Annotated in this window: 16 protein-coding genes; 6 read left to right on the plus strand and 10 right to left on the minus strand. The window is 53.2% G+C overall.

Annotated features, from left to right (window positions below; translation table 11 throughout):
- Position 1 precedes the first annotated feature (1 nt).
- The 8 genes from rseP to rpsB all read right to left on the minus strand — a co-directional run bounded on the left by rseP (position 2) and on the right by rpsB (position 7953).
- Entirely contained in the window at positions 2-1354 is a 1353-nt protein-coding gene (gene rseP, locus F3J28_RS13020) for a sigma E protease regulator RseP (RefSeq protein WP_008456937.1), read from the minus strand.
- Between the two features lie 11 nt (positions 1355-1365).
- Positions 1366-2223, minus strand: coding sequence for a phosphatidate cytidylyltransferase (gene cdsA, locus F3J28_RS13025; protein WP_008456935.1), 858 nt, complete (start codon positions 2221-2223; stop codon positions 1366-1368).
- A gap of 18 nt (positions 2224-2241) precedes the next feature.
- Positions 2242-2994, minus strand: a complete 753-nt coding sequence (gene ispU, locus F3J28_RS13030; RefSeq protein ID WP_008456932.1) for a (2E,6E)-farnesyl-diphosphate-specific ditrans,polycis-undecaprenyl-diphosphate synthase — start codon at positions 2992-2994, stop codon at positions 2242-2244.
- Between the two features lie 186 nt (positions 2995-3180).
- Positions 3181-4380 (minus strand): 1-deoxy-D-xylulose-5-phosphate reductoisomerase, encoded by a 1200-nt coding sequence (ispC, locus tag F3J28_RS13035; RefSeq protein ID WP_166876693.1) that lies wholly within the window; start codon positions 4378-4380, stop codon positions 3181-3183.
- Between the two features lie 170 nt (positions 4381-4550).
- The gene (frr, locus tag F3J28_RS13040; protein ID WP_008456929.1) at positions 4551-5108 is read right to left on the minus strand and encodes a ribosome recycling factor; all 558 of its coding nucleotides are present in this window, start codon (positions 5106-5108) and stop codon (positions 4551-4553) included.
- A gap of 138 nt (positions 5109-5246) precedes the next feature.
- Complete coding sequence (gene pyrH, locus F3J28_RS13045) at positions 5247-5972, minus strand: UMP kinase (RefSeq protein WP_008456928.1); 726 nt, start codon at positions 5970-5972, stop codon at positions 5247-5249.
- A gap of 147 nt (positions 5973-6119) precedes the next feature.
- Positions 6120-6971 carry a translation elongation factor Ts gene (tsf, locus tag F3J28_RS13050; protein WP_008456925.1) on the minus strand — a complete coding sequence of 284 codons (852 nt, stop codon included), beginning with the start codon at positions 6969-6971 and terminating at the stop codon, positions 6120-6122.
- A 256-nt stretch (positions 6972-7227) separates the two neighbouring features.
- A complete protein-coding gene (gene rpsB / locus F3J28_RS13055) occupies positions 7228-7953 on the minus strand; it encodes a 30S ribosomal protein S2 (RefSeq protein WP_008456923.1) in 726 nt (241 codons plus the stop codon).
- A 314-nt stretch (positions 7954-8267) separates the two neighbouring features.
- On the opposite strand from rpsB, the gene map reads away from it, so the two are divergent.
- The 4 genes from map to F3J28_RS13075 all read left to right on the plus strand — a co-directional run bounded on the left by map (position 8268) and on the right by F3J28_RS13075 (position 13221).
- Positions 8268-9062: a type I methionyl aminopeptidase gene (gene map, locus F3J28_RS13060; RefSeq protein WP_039300527.1), complete on the plus strand. Its 795-nt coding sequence runs from the start codon at positions 8268-8270 to the stop codon at positions 9060-9062.
- 64 nt (positions 9063-9126) lie between these two features.
- Positions 9127-11799, plus strand: coding sequence for a bifunctional uridylyltransferase/uridylyl-removing protein GlnD (gene glnD / locus F3J28_RS13065; protein ID WP_034808526.1), 2673 nt, complete (start codon positions 9127-9129; stop codon positions 11797-11799).
- A 97-nt stretch (positions 11800-11896) separates the two neighbouring features.
- On the plus strand, positions 11897-12721 hold the full coding sequence (gene dapD, locus F3J28_RS13070; RefSeq protein WP_166876696.1) for a 2,3,4,5-tetrahydropyridine-2,6-dicarboxylate N-succinyltransferase: 825 nt from the start codon (positions 11897-11899) through the stop codon (positions 12719-12721).
- A gap of 110 nt (positions 12722-12831) precedes the next feature.
- Positions 12832-13221: a DUF3461 family protein gene (locus tag F3J28_RS13075; protein ID WP_008456913.1), complete on the plus strand. Its 390-nt coding sequence runs from the start codon at positions 12832-12834 to the stop codon at positions 13219-13221.
- A 57-nt stretch (positions 13222-13278) separates the two neighbouring features.
- Here the strand turns inward: F3J28_RS13075 and degP are convergent, their stop codons facing one another.
- A complete protein-coding gene (degP, locus tag F3J28_RS13080) occupies positions 13279-14724 on the minus strand; it encodes a serine endoprotease DegP (RefSeq protein WP_008456911.1) in 1446 nt (481 codons plus the stop codon).
- A 142-nt stretch (positions 14725-14866) separates the two neighbouring features.
- Complete coding sequence (gene dgt / locus F3J28_RS13085) at positions 14867-16381, minus strand: dGTPase (protein ID WP_166876699.1); 1515 nt, start codon at positions 16379-16381, stop codon at positions 14867-14869.
- Between the two features lie 94 nt (positions 16382-16475).
- Here dgt and mtnN point away from each other — a divergent pair, with 94 nt between their 5' ends.
- Positions 16476-17174: a 5'-methylthioadenosine/S-adenosylhomocysteine nucleosidase gene (gene mtnN, locus F3J28_RS13090; protein WP_039296490.1), complete on the plus strand. Its 699-nt coding sequence runs from the start codon at positions 16476-16478 to the stop codon at positions 17172-17174.
- Complete coding sequence (gene btuF / locus F3J28_RS13095; RefSeq protein ID WP_166876702.1) at positions 17167-17967, plus strand: vitamin B12 ABC transporter substrate-binding protein BtuF; 801 nt, start codon at positions 17167-17169, stop codon at positions 17965-17967. The genes mtnN and btuF overlap by 8 nt, the downstream gene beginning before the upstream one ends.
- The last annotated feature ends 7 nt before the right edge of the window (positions 17968-17974 follow it).

Genomic DNA, 17974 nt, shown 5'->3' on the forward strand with positions numbered 1-17974 from the left:
TCTATAAACGAGAGAAATCATTGAAAAGTGCAAGCCCCATTAATAGCACCAGCAAGATAGAGCCAATGCGATAACTGAAGTCCTGAACTCGCTCGGAAACCGGAGTGCCTTTCAGTTTCTCAACCGCCAAAAAGAGCAGGTGCCCGCCGTCAAGGACGGGAAGAGGAAACAGGTTAATGATCCCTAAGTTGACGCTGATAAGCGCCAGGAACATCAGGAAGTAAATTAACCCATATTCCGCCGACATGCCTGCCCCTTGAGCTATGGAGATTGGCCCACTGAGGTTGTTCAGTTTTACATCACCGGTTATTAATTTCCCCAGCATGTTGACCGTCAGCTTCATCAGTTGCCAGGTTTTATCCGTGGCTTCTGCTACAGCAGTAAACGGCCCATACTGACGCACTGTTTTGTACTCGTCGGGCAGCGGGATAATTTTAGGTACTACCCCTGCAAACCCTTCTGCCTTCGCTTTACCCGGTTTTGTATCCGGTATCAGCGTCAAAGACAAGGGGCTCCCCTGTCTTTCAATCTCTAAGGCTAGCGGCTGACCTGGATTGTCACGCACCAGGTTAACAAACTCACTCCATTGAAGGAGTGGCTGACCGTTGACTTTAACGATCCTGTCCCCCGCTTGCAAACCTGCCTTATTGGCCGCGGACTGCGGCTGAACTTCGTCCAGCACGTTTTCAATCTGCGGACCACGGGGCCTGAATCCAAGTGATACGACCGGATCCTGCTTATCAGGCTCAAACTGCCAATGGCTTAGATCAAGGGTGACATCACGCGTTTGATTTGTCCCAAACGGCGCATAAGAAACTCTCGCACTCGCATCGCCAATCTTACCGATTAAAGCTAAACGAACCGCATCCCAATCAGGCGTTTCGATACCATCTATCGCTTTTAGTTCCATGCCGGCGCTAATTTGTGCTTCCGCCGCGATAGAGTTGGGGGTTATTTCACCGATCACTGGACGCAGGCTGGGAATGCCAATGATAAACACCAGCCAATAGGCAAAGATAGCGAAGATGAAGTTAGCGATTGGGCCAGCGGCGATAATCGCCGCTCGCTGAGAAACCGTTTTATTGTTAAAGGCAGCATGACGCATCTCCGGCAGCACCGGCTCAACGCGTTCATCCAGCATTTTAACGTAACCACCCAGCGGGATCAGCGCGATAACAAATTCGGTTCCCTGACGGTCAGTACGACGCCAAAGCGCCTTACCAAACCCGATGGAGAAGCGCTCCACACGAACGCCACAGCGGCGAGCAACCCAAAAATGGCCGAACTCGTGCACGGTAATTAAAACACCCAGTGCAACGATAAACGCAGCCAAATTCCAGAGTATGCTCAACATAAAACCTTCCGTTAAATCGTCCTGAATACCAGAAGCAGCAGACAGGCAAACACCGGCACCGCCGCTGTCAGGCTGTCAATACGGTCAAGAATACCACCATGTCCCGGGATAAGGTGACCACTATCTTTAATCCCCGCTTCGCGTTTGAACATACTTTCGGTCAAATCACCTAAAACGGAAGCCAGCGCGGCAACAATGGAACAGGTTAGCAGAACAACGGGCGCCACGTTCAAATTCGCCCACATGCCGAACAGCAACGAGATGACGGCAGAAGTCGCAAGGCCACCAATAAACCCTTGCCAGGTCTTGCCAGGAGAAACCTTTGGCGCAAGTTTATGCTTGCCAAACATCTTTCCGAAGACATAAGCGCCAGAGTCTGCGCCCCAGACCAGGAACATCACATACAGTAACCAAACAGAGCCGCTGTAGTGGTTAATATCATAATGCCAGCTGCGCAACGCTACCATGCCCCAGAAGAAGGGAACAATGGTTAGCAGGCCAAAGACCAGGCGAAGCGGTTTGGAATTACGCCACAGCGCCGCAGAAGCCGGATAGAACAGAACCAGCAACAGCGCCGCTACCCACCACACTAGCGATGCCCAGAGTGAGAATTCGATTATCGGCAAATGCACCGAATGCCGATACTCCGGCAACGAAATCAGCATGACGGCAAGCAACAGACCACATAGCACCGCCAGCCAGACACGTTGCGAACGCGCAACAAAACCGGCGAGTTGCCCCCATTCCCATGCGGCCAGCATACAAATCACCAGCGTAGCAATCGCAAATCCTACTGGCGGAAGCCAAAACAGCGCCGCGATGACAACGGGAATCATAATAAACGCGGAAATCAGGCGATACTTCAGCAAAAGTGACCCCCAACAGGCTTATTCACCACCAGGTGCTGTGCCACCAAAACGACGCTCTCGGTTTGCAAAAGCATTTAGCGCACCTTCAAAGTCTTGTTCATCGAAATCAGGCCAAAGAACATCGGTAAAATAAAGTTCCGCATAGGCAATTTGCCAGATGAGGAAGTTACTGATGCGATGCTCTCCTCCTGTCCTAATTACTAAATCTACGGGAGCCAGTTCATGCATGCAGATCTGCTGACCGAGCAGTTCTTCATCTATCTGATCCGGGCGCAATAAGCCTTCCTGCACCTGCGACGCAAGCTGTCGCACTCCCTGAATGATATCCCAACGCCCGCCATAATTCGCAGCGATATTGAGCGTCAGCCCAGTATTCTCACTGGTTAATGCTTCAGCTTTTTTGATTCTTTCCTGCAGGCGGAGATTAAATCGGCTGGTATCGCCGATAATACGCAAGCGAACATTATGACGGTGCAGGCTTTTCACCTCACTGTCTAATGCCCAGACGAACAGCTCCATCAACGCGGTCACTTCCTGAGCGGGGCGGTTCCAGTTCTCGCTGCTAAAAGCGTAAAGCGTCAGCGCATCGATACCGTTATTTGCTGCAAAAGTCACAGCGCGGCGTACCGATTTTGCTCCAGCTTTATGACCGAAAACCCTCATTTTCCCCTGACGCTTAGCCCATCGGCCGTTACCATCCATAATGATGGCAACATGGCGGGCGCCATGCGTAGTTAAGGATTCGCTTAATTGTTGATTAGCAGACAACATAACGCGTAATGATTCCCTGAAAAAAATTAAGCGGTACTCAGGAATATTGAAGCCTGGTGCATAAAAAAGCCGTGTTGTGACACGGCTTTCCACTTAACGCTCAGTCACATCTGGCGATTAAGTGGCGCAGACTATATCACTGAAGCACAAAGCGAACAAATGGCGGCACTTCAGCCGGATGAATTATCACCGGCTTGCGATACGCATCACTTGTTTTCTGGCGATTTCACGAGCAACAGCATCCACACTAAGCACTTCATCCACACTTTGTGGATCAGTTAAATTCATTTGATCCAGCACGCAGCGGTTCAGCACGGCGATATCGGTAAATCTGACTTGCCGATTCAGAAACGCCTCTACAACCACTTCGTTTGCCGCATTTAGCGCAGTTGTCGCCGCCTGCCCTTGTGCGCTGGCATCAATGGCCAACTTAAGGCATGGATAGCGCTCAAAGTCAGGTTCCATGAAAGTCAGCGAACCGATTTTGCAGAAATCGAGTGGTGTAACACCAGATTCTACGCGTGCGGGGTAAGCCATCGCATGGGCAATAGGCGTGCGCATGTCGGGCTCACCAAGCTGAGCCAGCACGCTGCCATCGCGGTAACGAACCATAGAATGAATGACAGACTGAGGATGAATCAGCACTTCCATTTGTGCAGCTGAAGCGTTGAACAACCAACGAGCTTCAATGTATTCGAGACCTTTGTTCATCATAGTGGCAGAGTCGACGGAAATCTTACGCCCCATCGACCAGTTCGGGTGGCTGCATGCCTGATCCGGCGTCATCGCCGCCAGGTCTGCATAAGCCGTTTCCCGGAACGGGCCACCCGATCCGGTGAGGATAATAGACGACACGCCATTATCTTCGAGGCTAGCGTATCCCAGGTTACGCTGGATTGTTTCCGGCATACTCTGAAAAATGGCGTTATGTTCGCTGTCGATAGGCAACAACTGTGCTTTGCTACGAGCAACAGCTTCCATAAACAAACGCCCGCAGGTAATCAGCGACTCTTTGTTCGCCAGCAGAACCTGCTTGCCGGCGGAGATAGCGGCAAGCGTTGAAGACAGCCCTGCCACGCCCACAATAGCAGCCATCACCTGATCCACTTCGTCAAGCGTAGCAACTTCGCAAGCGGCCTGCTCACCGGCCATGACTTCAGTTTTACTCCCCTGCTCTTTCAGGGCACGACGGACTTCCGCCGCCGCAGACTCACTGGCCATGACCGCATACTTCGGCGAGAACGCCAGGCACTGCTCCACCATTTTCCCGACATTAGTGCCCGCAACCAGAGCCGCAACGGCAAATTTTTCAGGATTGTGACGAACGACGCTAAGCGTGCTGACGCCAATAGAGCCGGTGGAACCAAGAATAGTGAGCTGCTTCATGAGGTACTCGGGGTCGTAAAATGAAGGATTAATGGCGCAATAGTTTGCGGCGCGGGACGCCCATTGTCTACGCCTTTACTTGACGTTTTTATAAAGCAAAACGCCGCCCGTAAACGCTTCGCGGTGCGCGAGGGCTTACTGGGCGGCGAATTTTCCACAGAAATTGTGGATTAGAACTGCATCAGCTCGGTTTCTTTTTCAGACAGAGCCGCATCCACTTTCTTGATAGCAGCATCAGTCAGCTTCTGCACGTCGTCCTGAGAACGGCGATCGTCATCTTCACTGATCTCTTTGTCTTTCAACAGCGCTTTAACTTTATCGTTAGCGTCGCGGCGAACGTTACGAACAGCCACGCGTGCGCCTTCGGCTTCGCCACGTACCACTTTGATCAGGTCTTTACGACGCTCTTCGGTCAGCGGAGGCAGTGGAACACGGATATCGGTGCCCGCAGAGCTTGGGTTCAGACCAAGGTCAGAAGCCATGATCGCTTTCTCTACCGCCGGGCCCATAGAACGATCGAAGACGTTGATCTTCAGAGTACGGGTATCTTCAACGGTGACGCTGGCCAGCTGGCGGAGCGGCGTTGGTGTGCCGTAGTATTCTACGACGATGCCGTCCAGCAGGCTTGGAGAAGCACGGCCGGTACGGATTTTGCTGATTTGGTTTTTAAACGCTTCGACGCATTTATCCATACGCACTTCAGCATCTTTTCTGATATCGCTAATCACGTTACGAATCCTTGAAAACTGGTTTAAGGCAGACCACGCTTATTCTCTGCAGCTGCAACGCCGCAGGCTAAGTATAGCCCTGTTTATTCCTGGCTGTAGATAAAGCCAAATCTTACCCTGATTACCGGGCAACTGAAATTATTCAGTAATTAAAGTGCCTTCTTTCTCACCCATTACCACACGACGCAGCGCACCCGGCTTGTTCATGTTGAACACGCGGATCGGCAATTTGTGGTCACGAGCAAGGGTGAACGCGGCAAGATCCATCACTTTCAGCTCTTTATCCAGCACTTCACTGTAGGTCAGCTGATCGTACATGGTTGCAGCAGGATCTTTTGCCGGATCGGCGGTAAACACGCCATCCACTTTAGTGGCTTTCAGTACCACGTCTGCTTCGATTTCGATTCCACGCAGGCAGGCCGCAGAGTCAGTGGTAAAGAACGGGTTACCGGTACCGGCAGACAGGATAACTACGCGGTTAGCGCGCAGCAGGCTGATCGCTTCAGCCCAGCTGTAGTTATCACAAACGCCATTCAATGGAATAGCGGACATCAGGCGGGCGTTCACATAGGCGCGGTGGAGCGCATCGCGCATCGCCAGGCCATTCATTACGGTCGCCAGCATGCCCATGTGGTCGCCCACGACGCGGTTCATGCCGGCTTTAGCCAGGCCCGCACCACGGAATAAATTGCCACCGCCGATTACCACCCCGACCTGAATGCCAAGTTCCACCAGCTCTTTAATTTCCTGAGCCATACGGTCCAGAATACTCGCGTCAATACCAAAGCCTTCTGTGCCTTGCAGAGCTTCGCCGCTCAGTTTGAGCAGAATACGTTTGTAGACGGGTTTTGCATTGGTAGCCATGTTTCTTTCCTGAGAACAGTCAACGAATGGGGGATGGTTAATTCTGGCGACATTCTGTCGCATTTCAGCCCGCTCGCCTAACGGAGCGCTCTGAAATTGTAAGGCTGGACAAAAAGGAACCGCCGGTTGGCGGTTCCTTTTAAACCATTAAGACTGCTTGGACATGGCAGCAACTTCTGCTGCAAAGTCAGTCTCAACTTTCTCGATACCTTCACCCACTTCGAAGCGGATGAAGTTAGTTACGTCAGCATTGTGCTCTTTCAGCAGCTGAGCAACAGTTTTGCTTGGGTCCATAACGAACGGCTGACCAGTCAGAGAAACTTCACCGGTGAATTTCTTCATGCGGCCTTCAACCATTTTCTCTGCGATTTCTTTTGGTTTACCGGACTGCATCGCGATGTCCAGCTGAACCTGGTACTCTTTCTCTACAACTTCTGCAGAAACGTCTTCAGGCTTAACGAACTCTGGCTTGCTTGCAGCGATGTGCATGGCCAGCTGTTTAACCAGCTCTTCATCAGCACCTTTAGCGGCAACCAGAACACCGATACGTGCGCCGTGCTGGTAAGAACCCAGAACTTCGCCTTCCAGGGAAGAAACGCGACGGATGTTGATGTTCTCACCGATTTTAGCAACCAGTGCAACGCGCTCTTCTTCAAACTGCGCTTTCAGAACTTCAACGTCGGTGATTTTACCCGCGACTGCTGCATCCAGAACTTTGTTAGCAAATGCCTGGAAACCGCCGTCTTTAGCAACGAAGTCAGTCTGGCAGTTAACTTCCAGAATCACGCCGTAGTTGCCGTCGATCTTAGTGATGATCACGCCGTCAGCAGCAACGTTGCCTGCTTTTTTAGCCGCTTTGATCGCACCGGATTTACGCATGTTCTCGATTGCCAGCTCGATGTCGCCGTTGGCTTCGGTCAGCGCTTTTTTACAATCCATCATGCCAGCGCCAGTACGCTCACGCAGCTCTTTTACCAGGGATGCGGTAATTTCAGCCATTCTAAAATCCTCGGAGATGTTGCCTGCCCGGCGCATTGGCCAGACGGGCTTAAAAGTGAAAAAGGGGCCATAAAAAGGCCCCTAACCAAACGAGATACTACCTGGTTAAATAAGGGCTTTCCCCTTTATATTTCGAGCCGCAGGTGCGTTACCTTCACTCGCTCATCCTGGTCACTTACTGATGTAAGCTCCCAGGAATTCTCGAGTTTGCCGCCTTCCAGCAACTCGAAATCTCTTGGGGAATCATCAAACCTTATTATTCTGCTTCTACGAAGCTTTCTTCCGCCTGGGAAGCCAGATCCTGAGAACGGCCTTCACGAACGGTTGCAGCTACAGCGCCCAGGTACAGGCTAACAGCACGGATAGCATCGTCGTTACCAGGGATAACGAAATCAACACCGTCCGGATCAGAGTTGGTATCAACGATAGCAAATACTGGGATACCCAGGTTGTTTGCTTCTTTGATAGCGATGTGCTCGTGATCGGCATCGATAACAAACAGTGCGTCCGGCAGGCCGCCCATGTCTTTGATACCGCCCAGGCTGTTTTCCAGCTTGTCCAGCTCACGAGTGCGCATCAGCGCTTCTTTCTTAGTCAGCTTGTCGAAAGTACCGTCTTGAGCCTGAGTTTCCAGGTCTTTCAGACGTTTGATGGACTGACGAACGGTTTTCCAGTTAGTCAGCATGCCGCCCAACCAGCGATGGTTCACGAAGAACTGATCGCAGCTGTTAGCAGCGTCTTTCACCGCTTCGCTTGCAGCGCGTTTAGTACCAACGAAAAGGATTTTGCCTTTGCGAGAAGAAATCTTGTTCAGTTCAGCCAGAGCTTCGTTGAACATTGGTACAGTTTTCTCAAGGTTGATGATGTGAACTTTGTTACGTGCGCCGAAGATGAAAGGCTTCATTTTCGGGTTCCAGTAACGGGTCTGGTGACCGAAGTGAACACCAGCCTTGAGCATGTCGCGCATGGAAACAGTAGCCATGTTTTAAAACCTCTATATAAAGTATGGGGTTATGCCTCCACGTATCCCATATTGCCGACCCCAAAGGGCACCCCGGAATATGTGTCGATACGTGTGTGTTATTTACACAAAGTGAGCGTATTTGGCTGTACCCGAAAAATCGGAATACAAGTCCGGCGCGCTTTATACCATAAATGGCCCCCAGACTCCAATAGTTGTTGCCATGATACGCACTTGATGATTCTCAATTTTGCAGGGAGACGCCCCCCCTGATACCATTACAGCAACTTCCCTGCTCATTTCATGTCGACGTTATCGACATCTGCGGATCTGATATGGCTATCTCAATTAAGACACCTGAAGAAATCGAAAAAATGCGCGTCGCTGGCCGCCTGGCTGCCGAAGTGCTGGAAATGATCGAATCCCACGTTAAACCGGGCATTACCACCGGCGAGCTGGATCGCATCTGTAATGATTACATCGTGAATGAACAGCAGGCTATTTCCGCTTGTCTGGGCTATCACGGCTTCCCAAAATCCGTCTGTATCTCTATCAACGAAGTGGTTTGCCACGGCATTCCAGATGACGAAAAAGTGCTGAAAGACGGCGATATCGTCAATATCGACGTGACCGTTATCAAAGACGAATACCACGGCGACACCTCTAAGATGTTCATCGTGGGCAAGCCGACGATTCTCGGCGAACGCCTGTGCCGCATCACGCAGGAAAGCCTGTATCTCGCACTGCGCATGGTAAAACCGGGCATACGCCTGCGCACGCTCGGCGCGGCAATCCAGAAGTTTGTTGAAGCAGAAGGTTTCTCTGTCGTACGTGAGTATTGTGGCCACGGCATTGGTCGCGTGTTCCATGAAGAACCTCAGGTACTTCACTATGACGCAGATGACGGCGGCGTAGTGCTTCAGCCGGGCATGACCTTCACCATTGAACCGATGGTTAACGCCGGTGATTACCGCATTCGCACTATGAAAGACGGCTGGACGGTGAAAACCAAAGATCGCAGCTTGTCTGCTCAATACGAGCATACTATTGTGGTGACGGAGAACGGCTGCGAGATTATGACCCTGCGTAAAGATGACACCATCCCGGCAGTGATTTCGCATAACGAATGATGCCCTGACGTCAGTCAGCAATCTAAGCCGGCCCTGAGCCGGCTTTTTTTATGGGTAGCGCACAATGAGTCCAGCTTTGCCAGAGCAGTTTGCCAACACCACCGAACCCGAGATCGCCGGCCAGCCGGACTATCCAAACAGCTGGCAGGAAGCCGAACTTAACTGCGCAGACATCAAGTCGCACTTAGACACTTTCCAGAAATGGCTGGGTAAAGCCTTCGATAGCGGCGTTTCCGCTGAACGGCTTATAGATGCCCGCACCGAATTTATCGATCAGCTGCTGCAGCGGCTGTGGATTGCCTACGGCTTTGCCGATGTTCCCGAAGCCGCGCTGGTTGCCGTGGGCGGCTATGGCCGCGCCGAGCTTCACCCGCTGTCGGATATCGATCTCCTGATTCTGAGCAGAAAACGGCTAACGGACGCCCAGGCGCAGAGTATCGGCGAGTTGCTGACCCTGCTTTGGGACGTGAAGCTGGAAGTGGGCCACAGCGTACGTACGCTAGAAGAGTGCCTGCTGGAAGGCTTGTCCGATCTGACGGTCGCCACTAACCTCATCGAATCTCGCTTGTTAATTGGCGATGTCGCCCTGTTCCTTGAGCTTCAGAAACACATTTTCAGCGAAGGTTTCTGGCCGTCGGCCAAATTCTTTGCCGCCAAAGTCGAAGAGCAAAACGAGCGTCACCAGCGCTATCACGGCACCAGCTACAACCTTGAGCCCGACATCAAAAGCAGCCCTGGCGGCCTGCGTGACATTCACACGCTGCAGTGGGTTGCCCGCCGTCACTTCGGCGCCACCTCCATGGGAGAAATGGTGGACTTTGGTTTCCTGACTGAAGCAGAGCGTAAAGAGCTGGATGAATGCCAGCATTTGCTGTGGCGCATTCGTTTTGCCCTGCATCTGGAAGTCAATCGCTACGACAACCGGCTACTGTTTGACCGCCAGCTTAGCGTGGCCCAGCGCCTGCACTACAGCGGCGAAGGCAACGAGCCGGTCGAACACATGATGAAGGACTTCTACCGCGTCACTCGCCGCGTGGGCGAATTGAACCAGATGCTTTTGCAACTGTTCGATGAAGCCATTCTGGCGCTCGATGCCAGCGAAAAACCGCGCCCGCTGGATGATGACTTCCAGCTTCGCGGCACGCTTATCGATCTGCGGGATGAAACCCTGTTTATGCGCGAGCCGCAGGCTATTCTGCGCATGTTTTACATGATGGTGCGTAACCGCGACATCACCGGCATTTACTCCACGACGCTGCGCCACCTTCGTCACGCCCGCCGTCACCTGACCCAGCCGCTCTGCTACATCCCGGAAGCGCGCGAGCTGTTTCTGGTGATGCTGCGTCATCCTGGCGCGGTAAGCCGTGCGCTGGTGCCAATGCATCGTCATAGCGTGCTGTGGGCCTATATGCCGCAGTGGTCGCATATTGTCGGCCAGATGCAGTTCGACCTGTTCCACGCCTACACCGTGGATGAACACACCATTCGCGTCCTGCAAAAGCTGGAAAGCTTCGCGAAAGAAGAAACTCGCTCTAAGCACCCGCTGTGCGTCGACCTTTGGCCGCGCCTTTCCCATCCTGAGCTGATTTTAATCGCCGCTCTCTTCCACGATATCGCCAAAGGGCGAGGCGGCGATCATTCCGTGCTGGGCGCGCAGGACGTGCTGAAATTTGCCGAGCTTCATGGCCTTAACTCCCGGGAAACTCAGTTGGTTGCGTGGCTGGTCCGTCAGCATCTACTGATGTCCGTCACCGCTCAGCGCCGTGATATTCAAGATCCTGAAGTCATTAAACAGTTTGCCGAAGAGGTGCAGACCGAAAACCGCCTGCGCTATCTGGTCTGCCTGACGGTGGCGGATATCTGCGCAACCAACGAAACGCTGTGGAACAGCTGGAAGCAAAGCCTGCTGCGTGAGCTGTACTTCGCCACCGAGAAACAGCTGCGCCGCGGGATGCAGAACAGCCCGGATATGCGCGAACGCGTTCGTCACCACCAGCTTCAGGCGCTTGCACTGCTGCGGATGGACAACATTAATGAGGAAGCGCTGCATCACATCTGGGCGCGCTGCCGGGCAAACTACTTTGTTCGCCATACGCCAAACCAGATCGCGTGGCATGCCCGGCATTTGCTGAAGCACGATCTTAGTCAGCCGATGATCCTGCTGAGCCCGCAGGCAACGCGCGGCGGCACGGAGATCTTTATCTGGAGCCCGGACAGGCCTTATCTGTTTGCCGCCGTCTGCGCCGAACTCGACCGCCGTAATCTCAGCGTTCACGACGCGCAGATCTTCACTACCCGCGACGGTATGGCGATGGACACCTTTATCGTGCTCGAGCCCGACGGCAGCCCGCTGTCCATTGACCGACACAATATTATTCGCCACAGCCTCGAACAGGCGATCACCCAGACGACCTGGCAGCCACCGCAGCCACGCCGTCAGTCGGCAAAACTGCGTCACTTTACCGTCGATACCGAAGTCAATTTCCTGCCAACGCACACCGACCGGCGTACGTTCCTTGAGCTGATTGCGCTCGATCAGCCGGGTCTTTTGGCCAGGGTGGGTGAAGTGTTCGCCGACCTCGGTATTTCGCTCTACGGGGCGAGAATTACGACAATTGGTGAGCGAGTAGAAGATTTATTTATAATCGCCACCGCAGACCGGCGTGCACTTAATAATGTGCTCCAGCAGGAAGTGCAGCAACGGTTGACAGCGGCCCTTAATCCAAACGATAAATAACGGTCTTTTATTTTTTACCTTTTTAGCCCGAAAGCGACAGTCAAGTTGATTGTCGCTCAAAAGTTGAAAGGTAAGTCACAATCAGGAAATGTTCATCATGCAGCAGCTACAAAATGTAATCGAAACCGCTTTCGAGCGTCGCGCCGAGATCACCCCGGCAAATGTTGATCCCGTGACCCGCGAAGCGGTAAATCAGGTGATTGCCCTGCTCGACAGCGGTGCGCTGCGCGTTGCTGAAAAAATTGATGGCCAGTGGGTTACCCACCAGTGGCTGAAAAAGGCGGTACTGCTTTCTTTCCGCATTAACGACAACAAAGTTATCGAAGGTGCAGAAAGCCGCTATTTCGATAAAGTCCCGATGAAATTCGCCGACTACGACGAAGCGCGTTTCCAGAAAGAAGGTTTCCGCGTTGTGCCACCGGCGGCAGTACGCCAGGGCGCGTTCATCGCACGTAACACCGTGCTGATGCCATCCTACGTCAATATCGGTGCTTATGTTGATGAAGGCACCATGGTCGACACCTGGGCAACCGTGGGCTCTTGCGCGCAGATCGGTAAAAACGTTCACCTGTCCGGCGGTGTCGGCATCGGTGGCGTACTGGAACCACTGCAGGCTAACCCAACCATCATCGAAGACAACTGCTTCATCGGCGCGCGTTCCGAAGTGGTTGAAGGCGTGATCGTTGAAGAAGGTTCCGTGATCTCCATGGGCGTTTACATCGGCCAAAGCACCCGCATCTATGACCGTGAAACCGGTGAAGTCCACTACGGCCGCGTGCCAGCAGGCTCCGTTGTCGTTTCCGGCAACCTGCCTTCTAAAGACGGCTCTTACAGCCTGTACTGTGCGGTGATTGTGAAGAAAGTTGACGCCAAAACCCGCGGTAAAGTGGGCATCAACGAACTGCTGCGTACCATCGACTAAGTTTTTTGCATTAAAAGGCGGGTTATCCCGCCTTTTTTGCATCTGGCACTAGCGGAAAAGGAATTTTCCGTTAACTCTCTAATGGTTATTGATATTGAAGGGTACCGCTTATGTACGATAATTTAAAAAGTCTGGGTATTACCAATCCTGATGAAATCGATCGTTACAGCCTCCGGCAGGAAGCCAACAACGATATCCTGAAAGTCTATTTCCAGAAGGATAAGGGCGAGTTTTTTGCCAAAAGCGTGAAGTTTAAATACCCACGCCAGCGCAAAACCGTGGTGGCCGATGGCGTAGGCCAGGGCTACAAAGAAGTGCAGGAGATCAGCCCCAACCTGCGCTATGTCATCGATGAACTCGATCAGCTTTGCCAGCGTGACCGCACCGAAGTCGATCTTAAGCGTAAGATCCTCGACGATCTGCGCCACCTCGAATCCGTGGTGACCAACAAGATCAGCGAAATTGAATCCGATCTGGAAAAACTGACTCGCAACAAGTAGTTCAGAACCTCATAAAAAAGGGCCGCAAACGCGGCCCTTTTCAGCTCTACACGAAGATTACTGCATCAGAAGGTAAATCTGCGCATCACCGCGCTGAATGCTCAGCGCCATCACCGACGGCTTGCTGTCCATCACTTTACGCAGCTCAGCGATATTATTCACCGCCTGCTGGTTCACGCCGACGATAATGTCACCTTTTTTCAGGCCAATACGCGCGGCCGGCGTATTTGGCTTCACGCTGGTGACCTGCACGCCTTTCTGGTCTTTACCGCCGCGGTTGCTCATCTCCGCACCTTCAATACCGGTGAAGATAGTGGCGGCATCAACCTGATTCTGAGTGCTTTGCTGCAGCTCCAGACTCACCGTCACTGGCTTACCATCACGCAGCAGACCCAGCGAGATTTTGCTGCCCACTGGCATAGAACCCACTTCTGCGCGCAGTGCGGCAAAACTACTGATCGCCTTGCCGTTCAGCGTGGTGATCACATCCCCTGCTTTGATTCCTGCTTTAGCCGCGGAAGAGTTCGGCATGACCTGGCTGACAAACGCACCACGCTGAGCGTCGACTTTCATCGCTTTCGCCAGCTCGGAGTTCAGCTCAGTGCCCATAATCCCCAGCTCGCCACGACGAACCTGACCGTACTGCACCATCTGAGCGGTCAGGTTTTTCACCATGTTACTCGGGATAGCAAAGCCGATACCGATGTTGCCGCCGTCCGGAGCCAGAATCGCCGTGTTGATACCGATAAGCTCGCCGTTCAGGTTAACCAGCGCCCCGCCGGAGTTACCGCGGTTGATCGCCGCATCGGTCTGGATAAAGTTTTCGTAGTTTTCCACGTTCAGGCCGCTACGGCCCAGCGCAGAAACGATACCGGAGGTCACGGTTTCGCCCAGGCCATATGGGTTACCGATGGCTACGGTGTAATCACCTACGCGCAGCGCGTCGGAGTCGGCAATTTTAATCGCCGTCAGGTTTTTAGGATCCTGCAGCTGAATCAGCGCGATATCGGAGCGTGGGTCTTTACCCACCACTTTGGCGTCAAACTTACGGCCATCGCTTAGCTGAACTTTAATCACGGTGGCGTTATCCACCACGTGGTTGTTGGTCACGACATAGCCTTTCGCCGCATCAATAATTACCCCAGAGCCCAGGGCCATAAATTTCTGCTGCTGGCTGCCTCCGTCACCACCACCGCCCTGAGCGCCACCGCCCTGGCAGAAAGGTGAGCTTTGGAACGGCGAACCGTCCTGGCAGAACGGGGAATTGTCGCCGAAGAATTGCTGGAAATTACGCCCCATACGCGGAGTATTTACCGTTGTGCTCCCTTCAACGTTGATACTCACCACTGAAGGCATCACCTGCTCCAGCATCGGCGCAAGGCTTGGCAGCGGCTGCGCAGCAGATGCGGAAGAGGCCGTCTCAGCGGCGGAGGCAGACATCGGACTCAGCGCCAAACCCAGACTAAGAGCCAGCGCACTCATTGCTAACGTGGTTTTTTTCATGGAATCATCTCAACTTTCAAATAACGCAAAATTGCTGTGTTGGTACACCATTCAGAGTGAAGTTTACGCGCTAAGTTCAGCGCTTAAGTGCATGGAAAAAGTAAAAATTTATTCTCTATCTTTACAAAACTCCCGAGAAAACTCACTCCACCGCCATCAGGCGTCGATACTCATCCCAGGCATATAAATCGGTCATTCCACTGATGTAATCCTGAATAAGCCTTGCACGGAAATAGTATTCCCACACGGAAAAATCAAGGCTTGCCGGATGCAAAGCGCTCACCGCTTCTACATAGGCAAGCCTATGTTTAGTTGAAAGTTTGTGGAAAAGTCTTGATTCAATAGGCAGACGACGCAGGCTTTCCTTGCTCACCAGCTCCGTGAAGTCCTCCGTTGAAAGCTCGAGTAAGGGACTGTAAATATCCAGTAAACCGCTGATAACCCGATACCCCTGCAGCTCCAGTTGCTCAATATCCGGGTGGCTGAAGACCTGCCGCACGGCCACCTGCTTGTACAGCTCCAGCAGTCGGGCATACGGGCTGTCGTCCTCCAGCAGCGCATGATTGAACTCGCCGGAATAAATCTCAGGCAAATTGTCGATAAAACGCTGGGCGGCATACGGCGCCAGTTTGTTTAGCGTATTGACGCGCAGGTACATAAAGAACTGATCTTCCGCACTGCGGCGCATTTGGTTGGTGCGGGATTTCTCCCAGGCATCTTTGACTACCAGCTCAAAGAGATCGCCTTTCTTCTGCTCGCCCCAGGACTCGCTCAGATGCTGATAAAGCTGCTCGACGCTGAAAATACGTTTCTCAACGGCATCTTCGAGATCCGCCACGCAGTAAGAAATATCGTCCGCAGCCTCCATGATCCAGGTCAGCGGAAAACGGCTGTACTCGCCCAGGTTCAACTCTTTGCGCAGGCGCTCGATGTATCCTTCTTCCGACAAATAAAAACCCGGCTTCTTCATCAAATAAGCGTGGCTTGCTGGTGGCTTTTGGGCAAACCAGGCCGGGCGGGTGTATTTGAGAATGCAGCCGACCTGCGCCCAGGTTAGGTTCATCCGCAGCAGGCTGTGCACCAGCCGGATGCCTTGCGCATTCCCTTCAAAATGGCACAAGTCCTGGCGAACTTTGCTGCGTAACGTATTTAATCCCTCTTCGCCTTCGCGCAGCCGGAGCACATCCACCTTGCAGCGATCGTCACTGCGTGGCTGCCCGCCGCTGTCTTTCGGCTGCAGACGCTGGCGGAACCAGTCGTTAATCGCCGACTCGCCAAAATGCCCGAACGGCGGATTGCCGATGTCATGCATCAGGCAGGCCATTTCCACTATGCTTTCAAACGGGCCAGTTAGCTCATCCAGCCCATATTTCTCCAGCGCCTTCTGCTCTTTCAGGCGGCTAAGGATCTCTTTGGCAATGTAGCGCCCGACCTGCTGCACCTCCAGCGAATGGGTAAGACGGGTGCGCACGGCAGCATTACGCTCCAGCGGGAAGACCTGCGTTTTCTGCTGCAGGCGGCGAATTGCGGGAGAATTAATGATCCTGCCGCGATCGCTTTCGAAGATACGCAGGATCTCAAGTTCGCTCTTCTCTCCTTCGGGCGAGCGGAAGCGTCGGTGCCAGTTAATTTTTTTGCGGAAGTCTATTTCGCTCATGCCCACTCCTGTTCCGTTGATAAGGAGACTGTTTGCCATGATAGACTATGCCCCGAAAATTGAGTCATGTTCCACCACATTAGCGAGTATCTCTATGAAAGCAGGCATTATTGGTGCAATGGAAGAAGAAGTTACGCTGCTGCGTGACAAAATCGAAAACCGTCACACTCTGAGCATCGCCGGTTGCGAAATTTATACCGGGACGCTGAACGGCGTTGAAGTGGCGCTGCTGAAGTCCGGCATCGGCAAAGTTTCTGCGGCCATGGGTGCTACGCTGCTGCTGGAACACTGCAAGCCAGACGTGATCATCAACACCGGTTCCGCAGGCGGCCTGGCGCCGACGCTGAAAGTGGGCGATATCGTGGTATCTGACGAAGTGCGTTACCACGATGCTGACGTCACTGCTTTCGGTTACGAATATGGCCAGATGGCGGGCTGTCCGGCAGCTTTCATTGCCGATAAAAAGCTTATTGAGGCAGCAGAAACCTGCATTAAAGAGCTGGATCTGCACGCGGTTCGCGGCCTGATCGTCAGCGGCGACGCGTTTATTAACGGCTCAGTGGCGCTGGCAAAAATTCGCCACAACTTCCCGCAGGCCGTGGCGGTAGAAATGGAAGCGACGGCCATCGGCCACGTTTGCCATAACTTCAACACGCCGTTTGTAGTTGTACGCGCCATCTCCGACGTGGCCGATCAGCAGTCCCACCTGAGCTTCGAAGAATTCCTGGCCGTCGCCGCCAAGCAATCCACTCTGATGGTGGAAAAACTGGTTCAGCACCTGGCTCGTGGCTAAGCTCATCCTTTGGCGCGGGGCGACCGCCCTGCTCCTTTGCCTCCCGGCGCTGCTGTTTGCGGCGCCTCGGGTCATCTCCCTCTCTCCCGCTAATACAGAACTGGCCTTCGCCGCCGGTATCACCCCTATTGCGGTGAGTGCTTATTCTGATTACCCACCTCAGGCAAAGCAGATTGAACAGTTAGCCAACTGGCAGGGCGTGAACTTCGAGCGCATCGTTGCCCTGAAACCGGACGCAGTCCTCGCCTGGCGAGGTGGTAACCCGGACAGGCAGGTAAACCAACTGGTTTCGCTGGGCATTAAGGTCATCTGGCTGGATCCTAAAAGCGTTGCTGACGTTGAGGCCGCGCTGCGTCAGCTAGCCCCGCTCAGTCCAACACCAGAAAAGGCAATCAAAGCCGCAGAGACGCTATCCCGGCAGTTTGCAGAGCTAAAAACTCGCTACGGCCATACCCAAAGCAAAAAAGTGTTCCTGCAGTTCAGCCAGCAGCCGCTGTTTACCACCAGCAAAGATTCCATTCAGAACGAAGTCGTTGAGCTTTGCGGTGGGCGCAATATTTTCGCCGACAGCCGGGTTCCCTGGCCGCAGGTCAGTCGCGAGCAGGTTCTGACGCGCCAGCCGCAGGCTATTATTATCTCAGACGATGCGAGCAATATTCCGTCGGTGCAGCAGTTCTGGAGTAATCAGTTGAAAGTTCCGGTTATTGCCGTGAATGATGACTGGTTTACTCGCTCAGGCCCGCGTATTATCCTCGCCGCAAAACAGCTCTGCGAAGAGCTGGCGAAAGCTTAACGTCATG

It is taken from the genome of Enterobacter sp. Ap-1006 (assembly GCF_011752835.1).
Lineage (GTDB): Bacteria > Pseudomonadota > Gammaproteobacteria > Enterobacterales > Enterobacteriaceae > Cedecea.

What these genes read in the sequence shown, in the direction of transcription:
- rseP (WP_008456937.1), bottom strand. Translation starts at nt 1,354, where the DNA reads ATGTTGAGCATACTCTGGAATTTGGCTGCGTTTATCGTTGCACTGGGT.
- ispU (WP_008456932.1), bottom strand. Translation starts at nt 2,994, where the DNA reads ATGTTGTCTGCTAATCAACAATTAAGCGAATCCTTAACTACGCATGGC.
- ispC (WP_166876693.1), bottom strand. Translation starts at nt 4,380, where the DNA reads ATGAAGCAGCTCACTATTCTTGGTTCCACCGGCTCTATTGGCGTCAGC.
- pyrH (WP_008456928.1), bottom strand. Translation starts at nt 5,972, where the DNA reads ATGGCTACCAATGCAAAACCCGTCTACAAACGTATTCTGCTCAAACTG.
- tsf (WP_008456925.1), bottom strand. Translation starts at nt 6,971, where the DNA reads ATGGCTGAAATTACCGCATCCCTGGTAAAAGAGCTGCGTGAGCGTACT.
- rpsB (WP_008456923.1), bottom strand. Translation starts at nt 7,953, where the DNA reads ATGGCTACTGTTTCCATGCGCGACATGCTCAAGGCTGGTGTTCACTTC.
- map (WP_039300527.1), top strand. Translation starts at nt 8,268, where the DNA reads ATGGCTATCTCAATTAAGACACCTGAAGAAATCGAAAAAATGCGCGTC.
- glnD (WP_034808526.1), top strand. Translation starts at nt 9,127, where the DNA reads ATGAGTCCAGCTTTGCCAGAGCAGTTTGCCAACACCACCGAACCCGAG.
- dapD (WP_166876696.1), top strand. Translation starts at nt 11,897, where the DNA reads ATGCAGCAGCTACAAAATGTAATCGAAACCGCTTTCGAGCGTCGCGCC.
- F3J28_RS13075 (WP_008456913.1), top strand. Translation starts at nt 12,832, where the DNA reads ATGTACGATAATTTAAAAAGTCTGGGTATTACCAATCCTGATGAAATC.
- degP (WP_008456911.1), bottom strand. Translation starts at nt 14,724, where the DNA reads ATGAAAAAAACCACGTTAGCAATGAGTGCGCTGGCTCTTAGTCTGGGT.
- dgt (WP_166876699.1), bottom strand. Translation starts at nt 16,381, where the DNA reads ATGAGCGAAATAGACTTCCGCAAAAAAATTAACTGGCACCGACGCTTC.
- mtnN (WP_039296490.1), top strand. Translation starts at nt 16,476, where the DNA reads ATGAAAGCAGGCATTATTGGTGCAATGGAAGAAGAAGTTACGCTGCTG.